Raw genomic sequence first — 18,144 nt, forward strand, 5'->3', positions numbered from 1 at the left:
CCTGTTTAGTTATGCTTGTAATAATGAATCGAGTTTACCCTGGTTATCCAGAGCAACCATATCGTCACAGCCACCAATGTGCTGTTCACCAATAAAGATCTGCGGCACTGTGGTGCGGCCATTCGCCCGGCTAATCATCTCATCCCGGCGCTCAGGGTGCAGATCGATGCGGATCTCCTGATAAGGCACCTGCTTCTCACGCAATAAGCCTACCGCTCTGACACAGTAGGGGCAATATGCTTTAGTGTAAATAACAACGTCTGCCATGCTTACCTCTTTGCTTTAACAACCGGCAAACTGGCACCGGTCCAGGCATTCATACCGCCCTGCAGCACTGAAACCTGAGTAAAACCTTGCTTAGACAGGGTTGCCGCGGCTTTTTGCGCACTGACACCCATCTGACACACTACTATAATGGGCGTATCTTTTTGCTTTTCAAGGCCAGACAACTGCAGATTAGCAATTTGCTCCTGCTTAACGTTCCGGGCGTCGGTAATATGCCCCTTGCGGAAATCGTCCTCACTGCGAATATCCAGTAGCACGGCATTTTCACGGTTCACTTTTAACGTCAGTTCGGTCGGGCTGACCGCTTTCACCGGTGACAATTTCGACTTTAACCAGCCACCGATAATCAGTACCACTAACACCAGCCAGATCATGCTGAGCAGCAGATGATTTCCAATAAATTCGATCATTTGGTCCATAGGGCAAAATTTCTTCTGGTTGAGATTAAAAACAGCGCTGAGTATACCGATTTTATCGAAAATCGACAGCTAAAAAACCGCTCAGCCGGTTAGTACCGGCGGCTAACGGCGAATCATCACTGGTGCAAAAGCAAAAAAACGGTAAGATAAGCGCATTATTCCGCCACCTTTGTAATCTGTTAAGGGAGATGCTATGTCCGCACCGAAAAAACCCCTGGTTTTATTAATTCTGGATGGATGGGGCTACCGTGAGGAACAACAGCATAATGCGATCGCCCAGGCCAACACTCCAGTCATGGATGCCTTATGGCAACAGTATCCACACACCCTGATTTCCGGCTCTGGCCTGGATGTCGGTTTGCCTGACGGGCAAATGGGTAACTCCGAGGTTGGCCATGTCAATCTTGGCTCGGGCCGGGTGGTCTATCAGGACTTTACCCGCATTACCAAAGCCATCGCTGATGGTGATTTTTATCAGAATCCAGTGCTGGTGCAGGCGGTAGATGCCGCAGTTAGTCAGGGCAAAGCCGTGCATCTGATGGGCTTGCTGTCACCGGGTGGTGTGCATAGCCATGAAGAACACTTATTGGCAATGGTGCAACTGGCCGAGCAACGTGGCGCGACCCAGGTGTATCTGCATGCCTTTTTGGATGGCCGCGACACTCCACCGCGCAGTGCCGCCGCCTCGCTGGCACTGTTTGAACAACATTTTGCGCAAAGTGGTAAAGGTCAGATCGCGTCCATTATCGGCCGTTACTACGCGATGGACCGTGACAAACGTTGGGACCGGGTAGAACAAGCCTATAATCTGCTGACGCAAGGTCAGGCCGCGTATCGCTTTAACTCGGCCAGTGACGCCTTGCAAGCCGCCTATCAGCGTGATGAGAACGATGAGTTTGTCAAAGCCTCTGCCATTTTGAATGCTGCCGGCGAACCTATTCACTTACAGGACGGCGATGCGTTGATTTTTATGAATTTCCGCGCTGACCGGGCCCGCCAGTTTACCCGCGCCTTTGTCGATGCCGATTTCAATGGCTTTGTCCGCCAGGCACAACCGAAGTTATGCCAGTTTGTGATGCTGACCGAATATGCTGCTGATATTGCGGCGCCCTGTGCTTACCCGCCGGAAAGTCTGAACAATGTGCTGGGTGAATGGCTGGCTAAGCATCAGAAAACCCAGCTGCGGATCTCCGAAACCGAAAAATATGCGCATGTGACCTTCTTTTTCAGTGGCGGTCGCGAAGAGCTGTTTGCCGGCGAAGAGCGGATCCTGGTGCCGTCGCCACAGGTCGCCACCTATGACCTGCAACCGGAAATGAGCTCGGAAGAACTGACTGACAAGTTAGTCGCCGCCATTCACAGCGGTAAGTTTGATGTGATTATCTGTAACTATCCGAACGGCGATATGGTCGGTCATACCGGCATTATGTCAGCCGCCATCAAGGCCGTCGAAGCAGTTGACCGTAGTATTGGCCGGGTGGTTGCCGCCTTACAACAGGTTGGTGGTGAGTGCCTGATCACCGCAGATCACGGTAATGCTGAACAAATGCAGGATCCGGATTCTGGCCAGGCCCATACCGCCCATACCAGTGATCCAGTGCCGCTGATCTATGTCGGTCGTCCGGCTACAGCAGTGGAAGGTGGCATCCTCAGTGATATCGCCCCGACCATGCTGCAGCTGATGGGTATGCCGATCCCCGCCGAGATGACCGGCAAAGTCCTGATGCAATTGCGTTAATGTCAAAGCGCTTGCCTTACCTGTTTGCAGGCTGTTTCTGGCTCAGCCTGCTGTCCACGGCCGCGTCTGCCCAGCAGACGCCGCAGGCTGAGCGGGAATTACAGCAGCTACAGCAACAAATCAAGCAAACCGAGCAGCAAGTCCGGCAACAACGCCGGCAGTTGCAACAGGCGGAGCAGCGATTACAGGCCGCAGACAAAGCCCTGGCGGAAGCCGCTCGTAAACTCAGGGACACTCAGGGCCGTCAGCAACGGCTGGAGCGGGAAAGTGCTAACCTGAACCGGCAGCAACAGCAATTGCAGCAACAACTGGCAGAGCAGCAGCAATTATTGGCTGAACAACTAAAAAGTGCCTACAGCCTGGGTCAGCACGATTACTCGCGCTTGCTGTTAAACCAACAGGATACCGGCAAGCTGGAACGGGTGCTGACCTATTATCAGTACTTTAATCAGGCCAGATTACGTCAGCTAGCTCAAATTAATCATACCGTCAGTGAACTGGAGCAGGTTAAACAGCAACTGGCCAATCAACAGCAGCAGTTACAAACCGAACTCAGTGCCCTGCAACAACAGCAACAACAACTGAGCGAAGCCCGCGGTAGCCAGCAGGCGTCCGTCAATGAATTGCAGGCGCTGTTAAAGCAGCAGGGTAATCAGCTTAGTTATCTGCGGCAAAACGAAACCACGCTGCAAAATACCATCAACGAGCTACGTCGTCTGGCGGAGCGTAATCGCGATCTGTCAGGGCTGACCGCAGGTCGGGGCAAGTACCCCTGGCCACTGCGTGGCCGGGTATTGCAGCGTTTTGGGCAAAACCGCCAAGGTGGCCTGGCCTCACGCGGTATCCTGATCCAGGGGGTAAGCGGTGCTAATGTGCAGAGCATCGCGGATGGCCGGGTGATCTACGCCGACTGGCTAAAAGGCTATGGCTGGGTGATTGTGGTTGACCATGGTAAAGGCTTTATGAGCCTGTATGGTCATAACCAGAGTTTACTGAAGCAGCCCGGTGACAATGTGCGTGCCGGTGATGCCATTGCCCAGGTCGGTGCCAGCGGCGGCCAGGCTGATCCGGCACTGTACTTTGAGATCCGGGAAAAAGGCGAAGCGGTTAACCCGTTAAATTGGCTGGGCGCACAATAAAAAACTTGCACCCGACTAAGGCTGTCCTATAACCTGAATGGGTGAGGTTAATATCAGGTTTTTCAGTATGCTGCGCATGACAAGCGGAAAACCGGAGCAATAAAAGGAATCCTAGTGCGACTGCTGCGTCTGTTATGTCTGAGCCTGTGCTGTCTGAGTTTACCGCTACTGGCCAGCCCCCGGATTGCGATCATTATCGATGATATTGGTTATCAACGCGCCGATCTGAAGATGGTGGAGCTGCCGCATGCGCTAACCTATGCCGTTCTGCCGCATACTCCCTATGGCCGGCAAGCCGCCAGACAAGCCGCTCAGGCGAAAAAAGATGTGATGCTGCATATGCCGATGGAAGCCAGCCAGCAAAATGCGCTGGGGCCAGGCGCGCTGACCCGCAATATGAGCCGCCAGCAAATTCATCATACCCTGCAGCAGGCGCTGGCAGATATCCCATACGCCATTGGCATTAACAACCATATGGGAAGTCTGTTTACCGCGCTGGAGCAGCCAATGGACTGGACCATGGAGTACCTGCAGCAGCGCCGGTTGTTCTTTGTCGACAGCCTGACCACCCCACAAAGTACCGCCAAAAAGTACGCCAGCCAGCATGGCGTGACGCTGCTGTCGCGGCATGTATTTTTAGACAATGAGTTAAGCGAAGCGGCGCTGGAGCGGCAGTTTAAACAATTACTGCAAATTGCCCGCCGCCATCAGGTCGCGATTGCGATTGGTCATCCGTACCCGGAAACCTATCGCTTTCTCAAACGCCGCTTGCCGCAGTTGCAGGCAGAAGGCATTGAGCTGGTGGGGATCTCAGCATTACTGCCACAGGAACATCAGGTGATAGCGGCAGGTGTGACCGCACCGGCGATCGCGGCACCACAAGAAGAATAATCACCGCTTATTATACCCAATGGATTTCAAGATGCACGTAGGCGGCAAGTTCGTTCACTGGAGCGCCAGTCCGACCCCATGAGCTTAGCTTTACTAAGTGATTGGGCCGGGCTGGCGTTCCAGTGGACGGACGCAGCCAACACCCGTGCATCTTGAAAGACGAAGGGAATAAGCAAAAACGGCGCTGCGGCGCCGTTTTTTGTCAGTCTGTTTTGACTATTAGTGCTGCAATGCCTGCTGCAGCTTTTTCATCGCATTTTTCTCCAGCTGCCGCACCCGCTCAGCTGAGACCTGATAGCGATCGGCCAGCTCCTGCAGGGTCAGCTTCTGGTTATCCAGCCAACGGGCGCGTACGATATCCTGGCTGCGATCATCCAGGGTGCGAATCGCTGCCTGTAGCCGATCCACTGCTGCGGTATCCCACTGATCATCGGCAACCTGCGCCGCCAGATCAGAACTTTTATCTTCCAGATAGTATACCGGCGCCGTATAGGCCTGCTCGTCGTCCTCATCCGGCGCATCGAATGGCATATCATAGTTGCTCATCCGCGCTTCCATTTCACGCACTTCGTGCTCGGCCACACCCAGTGATTCAGCGACCTGCTGTACTTCCTGCTGATTAAACCAGCCCAGATGCTTTTTGGCCTTACGCAGATTAAAGAACAGTTTACGCTGTGCCTTGGTAGTGGCAATTTTAACGATGCGCCAGTTTTTTAGCACATATTCATGAATTTCGGCTTTAATCCAGTGCACGGCGAAAGACACCAGGCGCACGCCTACCGCCGGATCAAAGCGCTTTACCGCTTTCATCAGGCCAATATTACCTTCCTGAATTAAATCGCTGATTGGCAGGCCATAACCGGCATAGCTGCGGGCGATATGCACCACAAAACGCAGATGCGACATAATCAACTGGCGCGCCGCTTCTAAATCACCGTCTTGCTGCAGGCGTTCGGCCAGACCGCGCTCTTCTTCAGCGCTCAGCATCGGGATAGTACTGACGGCATGGGTGTAAGCCTCCAGACTACCGCTGGCTGCTACCGTAAGGGGCATGTAAGCTGATTTCGTCATGGTATTGCTTATCCTGTGTTGAACTAAGTGAGCTGATATTAGCACTCTTTGACTGAGAGTGCTAATACTAGTTGCAACTCTTTATAGATCTGGTTTTTATAAGATAAGCAATTTTTATAACCAGCTGTCAGCTTAGCGGCAACTGGCTCAGGACGGCTCAATGGCCCGTAAATGACGGCGTACCGACAGATAGGATCCCATTACTCCGAGTAGGATCGCCAGTAACAGCAAGCCGCCGAACTCATGCAGACTCATTGCCTGTAACTGAAAATCGCTCTGGTACAGGCTGCTGATACTGGCAATGGCGCCGCGCAACCACCAGAGTAAGGCTTCGGTAACCAGAAAGGCCAATAGCCCACCAAAGACGCCGAACCAAAGCCCGGTGTAAAGAAAAGGTCGCTGAATAAAAGCATCGGTCGCGCCGACCAGCTTCATCACTTCAATTTCATCGCGTTTATTAATAATTGATAAGCGGATGGTATTGCTGACAATCAGTAACACGGCACTGAGTAACAGCAGACCAATGGCCACCACCGCTTGCTGTAACAGCAGCACCAGCGCATCCAGCCGTTGCAGCCATTCCAGATCCAGCTTGGCAAACTCGACTATCCGCTCTTTTTCCAGCTGCTGTTGTAACTGACGGGCGGCTGCGGGCTCAGTATGCACCGGTAGCACCACCAGCACATCCGGCAGCGGGTTGTCGGTCAGATAATTTAGCGCAGCGCCAAAGCCGGACGCCTCGCGAAATTCTGCCATCGCCGCCTCTTTACTGATATGCCGTACGCCGGCGATCTGGCTATCTGCTTCGAGAATGGTTTTCAGGCTCTGCACTTGCTGTGGTGTCGCAGTATCACGGATAAATAAATTGATTTCTGCAGCCTTGGCAAAGCCACCACTGATCTGCTGCACATTCTTGACCAGCAGGTGCAGCGTCGTTGGCAGCGTCAGACTCAATCCCAGTACCGCTATCGTCATCAGTGAGGAACCCGGGGTACGCCAAAGCTCCCCCAAACTAAATACCGCCTGACGGATATGGTGCACAAAAAACATCACAAAACGCTGTATGGGATTGACCCGGCTAGCTTTAGCGCCACTGGCCCGACTACTGAACAAAATACTCATAACACCCCCGGAGCAGGCATCAGGCCGTCATTAATCATCCGGCCCTGCTTTAACGTCAGGGTGCGGTAACGCATCCGGGCGATCAGTCCCAAATCATGGGTTGCCACCAGCACCGAGACGCCAACCTGATTAAAGGCTTCAAACACCCGCATAATGTCACGTGATAGTTCCGGATCCAGGTTACCGGTTGGCTCGTCAGCCAGTAGTAACGGCGGCTTATTAACCACGGCGCGGGCAATACCAACCCGCTGCTGCTCACCGCCTGATAAGGTCTGTGGTAAACAACGCTGCTTATCCAGTAAACCGACCTTATCCAGCGCGGCGTGCACCCGTTTTACCATTTCCTTACCGGTAAAACCTTCAATCACCAGCGGCAAAGCCACATTATCAAATACGGTATGGTTCATTAGCAGCCGGTGATTCTGGTAAATAATGCCGACATCGCGCCGGACATAAGGAATTTGACTGCGTTTTAAGCGGCTAAGATCGATATTGTTAATCATCACCCGGCCAGTGCTGGGGCGTTCAATCATGCTGATCAGTTTCAGGATAGTACTTTTACCTGCGCCGGAGTGGCCGGTCAGAAACACCATTTCGCCTTTCGCGATGCGAAAGTTAATCCGCTCCAGTGCTACAAAGCCACCCGGATAGCTTTTACTTACCTGATCAAACTGCAGCATAGCGGTTATTCCTTGTTAAACAGTGCCCGGATAAAGTCCTGGGCCTGGAACTGCCGCAGGTCATCGATGGCTTCCCCCACCCCGATAAAACGGATCGGCACCTTAAACTGATCGGCAATCGCAAAGATCACCCCGCCTTTGGCAGTACCATCCAGCTTGGTCAAACTAATACCGGTCAGGGGGACCGCTTCGTTAAAAAGTTTGGCCTGACTCAGCGCATTCTGGCCGGTACCGGCATCCAGCGTCAGCATCACTTCGTGCGGTGCCGCCGGCTCAATCTTTTGCAATACCCGGACAATCTTCTTCAGCTCTTCCATCAAATGCGCTTTATTTTGTAAGCGGCCGGCGGTATCAGCGATCAGCACATCGACTTTACGGGCTTTGGCCGCCTGATAGGCATCAAAAATCACTGAGGCGCTATCTGCGCCGGTATGCTGGGCAATCACCGGGATCTGATTACGTTCGCCCCACACCTGCAGCTGCTCCACCGCGGCGGCCCGGAAGGTATCGCCAGCCGCCAGCATCACGGTTTTGCCCTGCTGCTTAAACTGCTGTGCCATCTTACCGATAGTCGTGGTTTTACCAACACCGTTTACCCCGACCATCAGGATCACAAAGGGGCCGTCACTGGCTTCAGGTTGCAGCGGCTGTTCCACGTGCTGCAACAACTCGGCCATATCCTGCTGCAGTTTTTCATACAGCAGACCGGCGTCTTTCAGTGCCTTGCGATCAGCATGGCTGGTTAACTGTTTAATCAGCTTCTGGGTCGTATCCATACCGACGTCAGCCAGCAGTAACTGCGTTTCCAGCTCTTCGTACAGCTCGTCATCAATTTTCTTGCCAACGAACAGTGAGGCTAAACCAGCCCCCAGATTCAGACTGGTTTTCGCCAGTCCCTGCTTTAAGCGGGCAAACAGACCTGGCTTTTTCGGGTTATCCAAGATCGGGTTAACCTTGGGTGCTGCGGCCTCTGTCGGTGCTGCTGGCGCTGGTGCAGCGGTAACCAGCGCCGGACTGCTGTCTGCCTGCTGTGCGGCGGCCGGATTCTCCTGGACCGGCACGTCGGCCGCAGGCGCATCCGTTACTGGCGCTGCCGTTACCGCAGCATCTGCAACCGGCGTAGCAGCGGCTGGGGTTTCCGTTGTTGCTGTCGCGTTAGCGGCTGTAGACTCGGGCTGAGTTGCCGTGTCGGGTGCGTCTGATGGCTTCTTACCAAAACCAAGCCAGGAAAAGAGTTTATTCTGTTTTGTCATATGCAGTTAGGTCAGAGCTGAAAACTAGGATAAAATTGGCCTTATACTAACACCTTTATCTGTCAGGCAAAAACGAATCAATGAAACAATCGAGCAGTCGTGGTAGCGCAGGCGGCCCCAGCGGTTTCGTCAGAATCATCAGTGGTAAATGGCGGGGTAAAAAGCTGCCGGTAACCGATGCCGCGGGCCTCAGACCCACGACCGATCGCGTTAAGGAAACCCTGTTTAACTGGCTGATGCAGGATACGGCACAAAGTACGGTGCTGGATTGTTTTGCCGGTAGCGGTAGCCTGGGTTTAGAGGCACTGTCACGCTACGCTGCTTATCTGACACTGGTAGAAAAAGCGCCGGCATTGGCGCGGCAGCTGCAGCAACATCTGAAAGCGTTAGCAGCGAGCAATGCTGAGGTCGTCAATGCCGATTGTCTGCAATGGCTGCAGCGCCCGGCACAGCGGCAATATAATCTGGTGTTGATCGACCCGCCATTCCGGCAGGGCTTGGCACTGCCTTGCTGTCTGGCGTTAGAGCAACAGGGCTGGCTGACAGACAGCGCCCTGATCTATCTGGAAACCGAGAAAGAACTGGCATTAGGAACCATACCCGCCAACTGGCAGCTGCTAAAGGAAAAGGTTGCCGGCCAGCTGGCCTATCGCCTCTTTCTGCGCCAGAGTAGCCGCTAAATAGGGTTACTCAGTCTCCGGGCTAAGCTCCATACCGAGGTTAGTTAGCCCCTGCTCTTTGACCCAGGCTTTTAACTGCTGCATTTGTTCGCGGCCGATCCGCGTCATAGGTTTGACCAGTTCGATTAGCTCCGCCAGACACTCCATCTCGTATTGCATCAAGGGGTGATCCCGCACCAGCTTTTTCAGCTCAGCTTCGGTGGTAATATCCGCGTCTTCCGCTTCATATTCAATCAGCCGGGCCACGGTGGCCTGCGAAATCTTCGCCACATTAATAAATTCGGCGGCATCCTGTTCGCGGATGCCATTGAGCATCATATCCAGCGCCGTGGCGCAATCAACCGCCGGATAGACCCCGAACATATCGTAATGATTGACCTCAGGCGTCGCCAGCTCCAGTTCTTCCGCCAGGCGCTCGAAATTGATTTTCGCTTTCGGTACCGTCAGCCACTCCCAGCACAGATCAAGAATTTTGCGCACCAACACCGGATCGCCGAACTGACTGACTTCGCTAAACAGTTGATAATTCGGTAACATCCGCTCCAGCAAACTGGCAGCAATTGCCGCCTGCTGCGCCAGATTAAGTTCGCGCATCTGCTGAAAGTTATTGGCTTTTTGTTTCATAGCATTCCTAAAAAAGAGTATTCCTGTCAAAAAAATAGCAGGCTAGCCGGCCTGCTTTGGCGCCTATTATGGCATAGTCGACAGCTGACGCTGTGCATATTCAAATTTCAGCTTATATTCGGTCAGCCGGCTTTGCAGATCGGATAAGGTCGCCTGATGCTCTTCCTGGCCTTTGGCTAATTCCTGCCGCAGCACCCGAATGGTCTCCCGGGCCTGATCCGCTTCCAACTGCTGTTTCTCGACTGTGACCTCCAGCCGCAAGCGGGCCTGTTGCAGCAGTAAATCCTGCCGCTCCAGCTGTTCCCGTAATTGCTGCTCACTGGCGGCCAGTTGCTGTAATTGGGCAAGCTGCTCGCTTTGTTGCTGATTCAGCACCTGATTTTCTTCCTGCAATTGCAGATACATCTGCTGCTTAAACTGCAGTTTCTGCCCCAGCTCTGTCTGCTGCTCAGTCAATTGCTGTATCTGCTGGCGTTGTGACTCAAACTCAGCCTGTACCAGCTCCAGTTGCTGCTGTAATGACGCCCCCTGAGCCGCCAGCTCGTCAGCCTTTTGTTGTTCAGCGGCAACAGCTGCTGCCGCTTGTTGTTTGTGTTGCTGCAGCTGTTCGGTCAGTTCGGTCAGTTTCTGTTCGGCTTCTGCCTGGGCGGCTGCCGCTTGCTGTTCACGCTGTTGTAGCTGTTCGGTTAACTCCGCCAGTTTCTGCTCAGCGCCTGCCTGGGCGGCTACCGCTTGCTGCTCACGCTGCTGTAGCTGTTCGGTTAATTCCACCAGTTTCTGCTCAGCGTCTGCCTGGGTGGCGGTAACCTGCTGTTCGCGCTGCTGTAACTGCTCGCTAAGCGCCGCCAGTTTCTGTTCGGCTTCTACCCGGGCCTTGGCAGCCTGTTGTTCGTGTTGCTGCAGCTGCGCGGTGGTCTGTGCTAGTTGTTGTTGCAGCTCGGTTACTTTTTGCTGTTCAGCACTTAGCGTACTGGCAGTGCCGACACTGGCTGCAGCCAGCTGCTGCTCCAGCTCTGCCACCTTTTGCCGCTCCGCTGCATAAGCGGTATCGGCCACGGTCAGTGCCTCCTGCTGCACCTGCATTGCCTGTTGCAGCTCGGCTAACTGTTGCTGAAACTGACCAGCCATTTGCTGTTCTGAGGCGTGTTGTTCTACCGCACTGGCTTGTTGTTGCTGCAACCCGGCTAACTGCGCTTCTAATTGCTGCAGTCTTTGCCGTAATTGCTGATTTTGCCGTTCCTGTTCCTGTAACAGCCGCGGATCGGCAGCAGGTGCCGGCACAGCCAACTCCAGCTGCTGCCGGCTTTGTTGCCAATCTTTATACAGTTTCTGATAAGCCTGTTCGTGGGCGATAAGCCGCTGTTGCCATTGGGCATCCAGCGCAGTTTGCATTTGTTGCAGCCAGAGTTGCTGCTGTTGCTGTAACTGGGTGGCAAAGCTGGCCAGTGCATCAGACAGGGCGGCTGAGGCCTGTTGACTGACTGCTTCAGGTTCAGCTCTGGTTGGCGTTTTATCCTTTGTTTTCATTATTATCTCGTAAAATCTGCCGTTACAGGCTGGCAATACACTATGCTAAGTGTAATAGCAGCGCGCATGCAATGCTAACTTCTTAGCAGCACAAAGTCAGTGACTCCTGTCTGGCCGGGTAATTTGCTGTGCCAGCCGGAACTTAGTTTGCTTGCCAGCGTCAAAATATGCAAGTCGCAGCCGGGTTGATCGCAGAAATGGCTGGCGCAGTATAGTAAGATATCAAGGCTAAGTTGATTGAGATGGCGGTAGTTATGAATAAGCAGCATTCTTCCTGGCTCTGGCGCGGCATTCTGCTCGCCTCAGCCTTGTGGTTAACAGCCTGTGCCTCAGGCCCTAAAGTGCGGACCGATCAGGCGCCGAACGTCGACCTGAGTAGTTATCAAACCTTTGGCTTTATGTCCGAATTGGCAACTGATCGCGCCGGCTATACCAGCCTGGTGACCCAGCACCTGAAAGCCGCTATTACGGCGGAGATGACGGCGCGCGGTTACCGGCTAAGCGATGAGCCACAGCTGTTGATTAACTTTAACTCTAACGTGGCTCAGCGTTCAGAAGTGCGCAGTACCACTTCACCCAGTCTGCATCCGTACAGCTACTATTATTATCGCCGTGGTCTGTATGCGCCTTTCCCCTATTATCAAACCGATGTCGAAACGGTACATTACCGCGTTGGCACCGTAAATATTGATTTAGTGGATGCCAGCCGTAAGCAGCTGGTGTGGGAAGGGATTGCCGAGGGTGTATTAAGCCAGCAGGATCTGCAGCAACCACGCGAGTCCACTGCGCGGGTCGTCAATCATATTTTTCAGCAGTTTCCAAGCCGCCGCTAAATGTATTCAACATTGTTGAGCCCACAGCGGGCTCAACAGTGCAACACCCGATCCTGCTACAACTTGGCTGCCAGCTCAGCAACCTGCTGCTTTAATGGCGTACAGTCTGCACTGCTATCGGTTTGCTGGATCGATAACGTCAACTCCGCCACCTTCAACCCAAACTTATGCATCGTTGTGCGGTTAATCAGATTTTGCGGATCAATCAGATATAGCCAGTCTTTAACTGTCACATCCAGGGTGCTACCGTCGTAAGGGATGCGCAATACATATTGCCAATACAACGCATTACCGGCCAGTTGGCCGCTGGCTTCCCCTACCACGTCACCGGCCGTACCACTGATTTTGCCTGAACTGTCTTGCTGCAACCGCCAGTGCCGCTGCTCAATACGGCCGTCACTAAAATAGAACACCTCGTACAGGTCGCCACGGCCTTGTTGCCATTCGCCACACAGATCCGCCGTAAAGCGTAGCGTCTGGCGGCCACGCCAGTCGTGTAGCACGCCATAGGCGCGGCCACTGCCGGCGAAAAACTCATCCAGTTTTAATACCGGCGTTTGTTGCCGGTAGTCCAGTACAGTTTTGCTGCAAGCGGTCAGCAGCAGTGTCGCCGCAAGTAAAGCGATGCGCATGGTCATTCCTCCTGTTTCTTATGTTGCTGATACGCGAGTCGCTATGAGCTGGCTCACTGCTATGGCAAACTATGTCCGTTACCGCTTTTGGAGTCATTATGTCAGCGCCAACCGCAACCGACTGGGACAGCATTATCACCCCCTTCTATCAGCAGGGCTGGGTTTGGCTACCCACTTTTTTACCCGAACCGCTAACCTCTGCGTTATTGGAGGATTTACAGCAGCAACCGCTACGCGCGGCAGGCGTGGGCCGTCAGGCCGCGCATTTGCAGGATCAACAGATCCGGCGCGACCACACCGCCTGGCTGGACGGCAGTACGCCGGCACAACAGCAGTATCTGGCACTGATGCAGCAGTTGCAGCAGGTATTTAATCAACGCTGTCTGCTCGGCCTGTTTGATTTTGAATGCCATTATGCGCGTTATCAAAGCGGTGACTTTTATCAGAAGCATCTGGACGCCTTTCAGGGCCGCTCCAATCGGGTGCTGACCACGGTTACCTATCTTAACAGCGTCAGAGAAGGTGGCGCTCTGGCATTGTATGACGAGCAGGATCAGTTGATCCGGCAGTTTCAGCCAGCAGCCGGCGGGTTAATTGTATTTGAGAGTGAGCGCTTTCCACATGAAGTGTTGCCGGCCAGCAGCCCGCGCTTTAGCATCGCCGGCTGGTTTCGGCGCAATAACAGCCTGAATGGCCTGATTGATCCCAGCCGCTAGCCGGCTGTCAGTCGCGAACTAAGCTGAGCTGACTGCCGACCGTCAAGCCGCGGGCGGCAAACCAGCCGCGCGGTTTCTCCAGGGCGGCAATCACCGGGCCTTCCGAGCTGACAATGCTTTCATCATAAGGCTCAAGTGGCTTAATACTCTGGATCTGCCAGTTGGCATCAATAAAGGCGACATCCAGCTCCAGGCCGGTATTGCGCATCCACAAACTTATTGGCTCCGGCACCGTGTATAACAGCAGCATACCAGGCTCGGCACTTTGCTGAAACATCAGACCGCGGGCTCGTAACGCCGGTGTATCGGCCAGTTGCACCGCAACTTGCTGCCCGGCAAAGGCGATCTGGGCCCTGCCAAACGGCGGCTCTGCCTGCACGCTGCTGCAACCCGCTAACAGCAGTAAACTGAGTAAATAGGCTTTCATATCAGTGCTCTTTCCAGTTAATTATGAATGATTCAGTCGGAATTAAAATGCCCTCAGGCTAGGCGCTTGTTTGCAGGTTTAGTGGCGCTAAATCAAAAACAAGCAACGACGTCTGAGGGCATTTTAAACCGACCCTGCGGGCGTTTGCCCGGGCTTCCAATGCCGCGTTGTCTCGTCTTGACAGAGCGCCACTATGCCTTCGACGAGTCGCCTTGCCTTGAAAGCCCGGGCAAACGCTGAACACGTCATAATTAACTGGAAAGAGCACTATACTCCCACCGCCACCCCGACAAACAGCAGCATACCAACATAATGGTTATCCAGGAACGCGGCAAAGGCGCCCTGAGGCCCCTTCGTCGCCCGGTAGTGCTGCCAGGCAAAAGCCGGCACACAGAGCGCCAGGGCTAAAAAGAACGGCCAGCCCAGTGCCAGCGTTTGCCCAAGCAATGCCAACAGGCCCAAAAAGCCGAGTTGCAACAGCGCAATCACCGGCTGGGCATAGCGGCCAAACAACACCGCCGTCGATTTAATACCCGCCTTGAGATCATCGTCACGGTCGACCAGCGCATAAAAGGTATCATAGGCCACTGTCCACAGCAGATTCGCCAGATACAGCCACCAGGCATACAGCGGTACCTCGCCCTGCAGCGCCATAAAGGCCATCGGGATCCCCCAGCTATAGGCCGCACCCAATACCAGCTGTGGCAGATGGGTGTAGCGTTTCATAAAGGGATAGCTGCTGGCCAGCAGCACGGCCACCAGCGCAAGCAGTTGGGTTTGCCGGTTTAAGAACAGCAATAAGCTGGCGGCCAGTAACAGCAACAGCAGAAACAGCTGCAGCGCTTCAACTGGCTGCAGCTGGCCACTGGCCAGCGGCCGGGCTTTAGTGCGGCTAACCTGACCATCAAAATGGCGATCGGCATAATCATTGATCACACAACCTGCTGAGCGCATTAACAGCACGCCGAGGCTAAAGATCAGCCAGTAATCGAGAGGCGGGATCCCATCCGCAGCAAGCCATAATGCCCACCAGGTAGGCCATAGCAGCAGATAGGTGCCGATCGGCTTATCCAGCCGCATCAATTGCCAGTAGGCCTGGCGTCGTTGCCAGCTTAGCGTTGTCATAGCGTCTCCACCACCGGCAGAAAAACCTCTGCCACTAATAAGGGCGCACCGGCTACCGAAAACACGGAGCGTCTGGCCCAATATTCACCCGCAGCGATCTCTGCGCTTGGCCACGGCAGGCTAAGCCGGGCAATTTCAATCGGACTGCGTTGCAAATCCGGATACTGAAACAACAACTCGCCCAATGGCTGTTCCCCGAGGGCAGCCAGCTGCTGCAAGCGTTGTTGGCTGGACTGCGGGATCCAACTCTGGGCATAGACGGCCGCTTGTTGATCGCACCACATTAACACCTCGCGGCGGGTACAAAGGCTACTGGCCGGCAGCAGCGACTGTAAGGTCTGCGGCAGTGGCAAAGATTGTTCCGCCAGCAACTGCAGCCGGAATTGCTGACAGTGCGCTTTTAAACGGGCGGTCAGTGACGCCGGCTCCAACAGCCAGGGTAACAGGGTAGCCGGTGCCTTACTGGCATCAGCCTGTTGCCAGGGTTCGGCACAGGCCGCCAGCGAAAATACTGCTGTCATCAGTTAGTCGGGTTCAGAATGCAAAAATTGCCGCATTATAGCAAGGGTAGGAATTTTTTTAAGCGGCAATTAGCCTAACTATTTTTAGTCGGCCATTCGCCTAACTAAGAGACTACTGATATGATTATCAGAAACCCGCTCCGATGAGGAAAGCTAACCTTGCGCGCATTACTGCCCCTGATCTTTGCACCGCTACTGTTATTAACAGCGCTGCCTGCCCAAGCACAGCAAAATGTGCCTGAGGTGGTGTATTACGGCTTTGACCCGGATATCGTCACCAACTATGTCACCGAAAACCGCCGCACCCTGGGTTACTTGCGGGTGTCAGTCGAGCTGATGTTACCCAGCCGGGATATGCTGAAAACCATCGAGTACCATGAGCCACTGATCCTGGATACCATTATTGGCATTCTGAGTAAGCAATCGGAAGAGAAGGTCAAATCCCTGCATGGGCGCGAAGAGATCCGACTGATTATTCTGGAACAGCTGCAACAGGTGCTACGCCGGGAAACCGGACAGCCGATGGTGCAGGATGTGTTGTTTACCAAATATCTGTATCAGTAACGGCAGAGCCTGCCGTTACTGCCAGCTGAATTATTGATGCCGCCGGTCCCGGCTTAACCAGGCCCAGAGTAAGCCACAGCCCAAGCCGCCCAGATGCGCCCAGTTCGCCATATTAACCCACAGCAGATCGAAGAAGCCCAGCAGCAACCACAGCAACATAAAGCCAAACAGACCATGCCCCAACTGATAGCGCTGACGACCGCTTAATACATCACTCAGGTAGCAATAGCCCACCAGCGCATACACCACCCCGGATAAGCCACCAAAATTGGGACCGGCCAGTGCCAGTTGCAAGCCATTGGAAATCACCGCACTGCTCAGGGTCAGTTGCAATAAAAAGCCACTGCCTCTGAAGCGTTCGATTTTGGCGCCCAACAAGCCCCACCAGGCCAGATTAAACACCAGATGCGTCAGTGAGAAATGCAGCAATATCGGAGTTAGCCAACGCCAGAGCTCTGCATTATTGGTTAACAGCAGTGCCTGAGCGGCCGCGCGAAAATCCAGCTGTTGCCAGCCATAGACCGCCAGCGTCAGCGCAACCAGCAGCAGGGTTAGCGGCAGTTGGCGCCATAGCTGCTTGGACGGCAGCCGGATCGATGGCTCCAGTTGCACACTGTTACTCTGTTGCCAGGCTGCTGCCTGATAGCGCGGATGATCCGGCTCACGGATAAATTCCGTCAACAGGGCTTCCACTTGCGGCAACTGCGCGCTGTCGGCCAGCAGCAGTGTCAGCTCGCCTTCCAGCTGCAGCTGCACCGTCAGCCCCTGACTGGTGCAGTAATCGGCAAATAACAGCGCCGCCGGCTGGGCGCGAAACTCCGCAACCTTAGTCAGCATCAGGCGTCACTGTGCCCGCTGACAACAGGCTGTTGCGTGCGCCAGCTCTCAACGCCGCCATCCATACTGTACACCTGTTCGTAGCCCTGCTCTGCCAGATAACGCGCCGCGCCCTGACTGGAATTACCGTGATAACAGACTACGACCACCGGCTGTTCAAATGGCACCTGGCGCATAAACTGGCCCAGGCTGGTGTTGGTCAAATGAAAGGCGCCCGCCATATGACCACTGGCAAAGCTTTGCTCGTCGCGGATATCGGCAATTACTGCCTGCTGGGCTAATAACTCCAGCGTTTCTGCCACTGAAATACGTTTAAAATCACTCATAACTACTCCCGGTACAAGGCCGTTATCATACCGCAGGTTGCCGCACTTTAGTACTAATCCGGCGAAATCCGGCCGCAGACACTGGACAGAAGGTTAAACTTTCATTAACAATAGGCGTTAATATCCTGTAAGGAGCTTAAAATGACGTTACTGATAATTCTGGCCTTGCTGGCGGCGGTGGTATTTTACCTGATCAGCATTTTTAACCAGCTGGTTAAACTGAAAAACCGTTTTCAGAATGCTTTTGCACAAATCGAAGTACAACTTAAGCGCCGTTATGATCTGATCCCCAACCTGGTGGAAACTGCCAAAGCCTATATGCAGCATGAACGCGAAACGCTGGAAGCTGTGATCGCCGCCCGTAATGCCGCGTTGGCCGGGCTGAAAGTGGCCGCCAATAATCCGGGCGATGCCGGTGCCATCAGCCAGTTAGCCCAGGCCGAAGGCGCCCTGCAAGGTGCAATGAGCCGCTTTAGTATGGTGATGGAAGCTTATCCGGACCTGAAAGCCAGCGCCAATATGCAGCAGCTGTCGGAAGAGCTGACCAGCACCGAGAATCGTGTTGCTTTTGCCCGTCAGGCTTTTAATGATGCGGTAACCGAATATAACACCTATAAACAAAGCTTCCCGCCGATGTTCTTTGCCGCCAGCTTTGGCCACAAACAGGATGCCAAGCTGCTGGAATTCGCTGAAAGCGCGCAAATTCAACAGGCACCCAAAGTCAGCTTTTAAGC

General features: G+C 54.0%; 22 protein-coding genes. 8 read left to right on the forward strand and 14 right to left on the reverse strand.

Going from position 1 to position 18,144, the window contains the following annotated elements:
- Positions 1-9: 9 nt before the first annotated feature.
- Complete coding sequence (grxC, locus tag AJE_RS05935; RefSeq protein ID WP_008950087.1) at positions 10-267, reverse strand: glutaredoxin 3; 258 nt, start codon at positions 265-267, stop codon at positions 10-12.
- Positions 268-269: 2 nt separating this feature from the next.
- Positions 270-704 carry a rhodanese-like domain-containing protein gene (locus AJE_RS05940; protein WP_008606974.1) on the reverse strand — a complete coding sequence of 145 codons (435 nt, stop codon included), beginning with the start codon at positions 702-704 and terminating at the stop codon, positions 270-272.
- Between the two features lie 193 nt (positions 705-897).
- On the opposite strand from AJE_RS05940, the gene gpmM reads away from it, so the two are divergent.
- From gpmM to AJE_RS05955, 3 genes are all read left to right on the forward strand, one after another.
- Positions 898-2,442: a 2,3-bisphosphoglycerate-independent phosphoglycerate mutase gene (gene gpmM / locus AJE_RS05945; protein WP_008950088.1), complete on the forward strand. Its 1,545-nt coding sequence runs from the start codon at positions 898-900 to the stop codon at positions 2,440-2,442.
- Positions 2,442-3,581: a murein hydrolase activator EnvC family protein gene (locus AJE_RS05950; protein WP_008950089.1), complete on the forward strand. Its 1,140-nt coding sequence runs from the start codon at positions 2,442-2,444 to the stop codon at positions 3,579-3,581. Before gpmM ends, AJE_RS05950 begins: the two co-directional genes overlap by 1 nt.
- Positions 3,582-3,695: 114 nt before the next feature.
- Entirely contained in the window at positions 3,696-4,472 is a 777-nt protein-coding gene (locus AJE_RS05955) for a divergent polysaccharide deacetylase family protein (RefSeq protein WP_008950090.1), read from the forward strand.
- A gap of 219 nt (positions 4,473-4,691) precedes the next feature.
- On the opposite strand, the gene rpoH is transcribed toward AJE_RS05955, so the two are convergent.
- The 4 genes from rpoH to ftsY all read right to left on the reverse strand — a co-directional run bounded on the left by rpoH (position 4,692) and on the right by ftsY (position 8,598).
- On the reverse strand, positions 4,692-5,543 hold the full coding sequence (gene rpoH, locus AJE_RS05960; RefSeq protein WP_008950091.1) for an RNA polymerase sigma factor RpoH: 852 nt from the start codon (positions 5,541-5,543) through the stop codon (positions 4,692-4,694).
- A gap of 147 nt (positions 5,544-5,690) precedes the next feature.
- On the reverse strand, positions 5,691-6,665 hold the full coding sequence (gene ftsX, locus AJE_RS05965) for a permease-like cell division protein FtsX (protein ID WP_008950092.1): 975 nt from the start codon (positions 6,663-6,665) through the stop codon (positions 5,691-5,693).
- Complete coding sequence (ftsE, locus tag AJE_RS05970; protein WP_008950093.1) at positions 6,662-7,345, reverse strand: cell division ATP-binding protein FtsE; 684 nt, start codon at positions 7,343-7,345, stop codon at positions 6,662-6,664. The genes ftsX and ftsE overlap by 4 nt, the downstream gene beginning before the upstream one ends.
- Before the next feature lie 5 nt (positions 7,346-7,350).
- Positions 7,351-8,598: a signal recognition particle-docking protein FtsY gene (gene ftsY, locus AJE_RS05975; RefSeq protein WP_008950094.1), complete on the reverse strand. Its 1,248-nt coding sequence runs from the start codon at positions 8,596-8,598 to the stop codon at positions 7,351-7,353.
- A gap of 80 nt (positions 8,599-8,678) precedes the next feature.
- Here ftsY and rsmD point away from each other — a divergent pair, with 80 nt between their 5' ends.
- Positions 8,679-9,278 (forward strand): 16S rRNA (guanine(966)-N(2))-methyltransferase RsmD, encoded by a 600-nt coding sequence (gene rsmD / locus AJE_RS05980; protein ID WP_008950095.1) that lies wholly within the window; start codon positions 8,679-8,681, stop codon positions 9,276-9,278.
- Between the two features lie 6 nt (positions 9,279-9,284).
- Here rsmD and AJE_RS05985 read toward each other — a convergent pair whose 3' ends face one another.
- A complete protein-coding gene (locus AJE_RS05985; protein WP_008950096.1) occupies positions 9,285-9,902 on the reverse strand; it encodes a YjaG family protein in 618 nt (205 codons plus the stop codon).
- Positions 9,903-9,968: 66 nt separating this feature from the next.
- Positions 9,969-11,429: a coiled-coil domain-containing protein gene (locus tag AJE_RS05990; RefSeq protein ID WP_008950097.1), complete on the reverse strand. Its 1,461-nt coding sequence runs from the start codon at positions 11,427-11,429 to the stop codon at positions 9,969-9,971.
- A 254-nt stretch (positions 11,430-11,683) separates the two neighbouring features.
- On the opposite strand from AJE_RS05990, the gene AJE_RS06000 reads away from it, so the two are divergent.
- On the forward strand, positions 11,684-12,262 hold the full coding sequence (locus tag AJE_RS06000; RefSeq protein WP_138984201.1) for a DUF4136 domain-containing protein: 579 nt from the start codon (positions 11,684-11,686) through the stop codon (positions 12,260-12,262).
- A gap of 56 nt (positions 12,263-12,318) precedes the next feature.
- On the opposite strand, the gene AJE_RS06005 is transcribed toward AJE_RS06000, so the two are convergent.
- A complete protein-coding gene (locus AJE_RS06005; protein WP_008950099.1) occupies positions 12,319-12,894 on the reverse strand; it encodes a DUF3833 family protein in 576 nt (191 codons plus the stop codon).
- 98 nt (positions 12,895-12,992) lie between these two features.
- On the opposite strand from AJE_RS06005, the gene AJE_RS06010 reads away from it, so the two are divergent.
- On the forward strand, positions 12,993-13,610 hold the full coding sequence (locus AJE_RS06010; protein ID WP_008950100.1) for a 2OG-Fe(II) oxygenase: 618 nt from the start codon (positions 12,993-12,995) through the stop codon (positions 13,608-13,610).
- Between the two features lie 7 nt (positions 13,611-13,617).
- Here the strand turns inward: AJE_RS06010 and AJE_RS06015 are convergent, their stop codons facing one another.
- The 3 genes from AJE_RS06015 to AJE_RS06025 form a co-directional block, all read right to left on the reverse strand.
- The gene (locus AJE_RS06015) at positions 13,618-14,037 is read right to left on the reverse strand and encodes a DUF192 domain-containing protein (RefSeq protein WP_008950101.1); all 420 of its coding nucleotides are present in this window, start codon (positions 14,035-14,037) and stop codon (positions 13,618-13,620) included.
- Between the two features lie 267 nt (positions 14,038-14,304).
- Positions 14,305-15,162 carry a 4-hydroxybenzoate octaprenyltransferase gene (gene ubiA / locus AJE_RS06020; RefSeq protein ID WP_008606950.1) on the reverse strand — a complete coding sequence of 286 codons (858 nt, stop codon included), beginning with the start codon at positions 15,160-15,162 and terminating at the stop codon, positions 14,305-14,307.
- Complete coding sequence (locus AJE_RS06025; RefSeq protein ID WP_008950102.1) at positions 15,159-15,683, reverse strand: chorismate--pyruvate lyase family protein; 525 nt, start codon at positions 15,681-15,683, stop codon at positions 15,159-15,161. Before AJE_RS06025 ends, ubiA begins: the two co-directional genes overlap by 4 nt.
- 159 nt (positions 15,684-15,842) lie before the next feature.
- Between AJE_RS06025 and AJE_RS06030 the strand changes: the two genes are divergently transcribed.
- Entirely contained in the window at positions 15,843-16,247 is a 405-nt protein-coding gene (locus AJE_RS06030) for a flagellar basal body-associated FliL family protein (protein WP_008950103.1), read from the forward strand.
- A gap of 30 nt (positions 16,248-16,277) precedes the next feature.
- Here the strand turns inward: AJE_RS06030 and glpG are convergent, their stop codons facing one another.
- A complete protein-coding gene (gene glpG, locus AJE_RS06035) occupies positions 16,278-17,084 on the reverse strand; it encodes a rhomboid family intramembrane serine protease GlpG (RefSeq protein WP_008606947.1) in 807 nt (268 codons plus the stop codon).
- On the reverse strand, positions 17,084-17,410 hold the full coding sequence (gene glpE, locus AJE_RS06040) for a thiosulfate sulfurtransferase GlpE (RefSeq protein ID WP_008950104.1): 327 nt from the start codon (positions 17,408-17,410) through the stop codon (positions 17,084-17,086). Before glpE ends, glpG begins: the two co-directional genes overlap by 1 nt.
- A 141-nt stretch (positions 17,411-17,551) precedes the next feature.
- Between glpE and AJE_RS06045 the strand changes: the two genes are divergently transcribed.
- Complete coding sequence (locus AJE_RS06045; RefSeq protein WP_008950105.1) at positions 17,552-18,142, forward strand: LemA family protein; 591 nt, start codon at positions 17,552-17,554, stop codon at positions 18,140-18,142.
- The last annotated feature ends 2 nt before the right edge of the window (positions 18,143-18,144 follow it).

The sequence above is a fragment of the Alishewanella jeotgali KCTC 22429 genome (genome assembly GCF_000245735.1).
GTDB lineage: Bacteria > Pseudomonadota > Gammaproteobacteria > Enterobacterales > Alteromonadaceae > Alishewanella > Alishewanella jeotgali.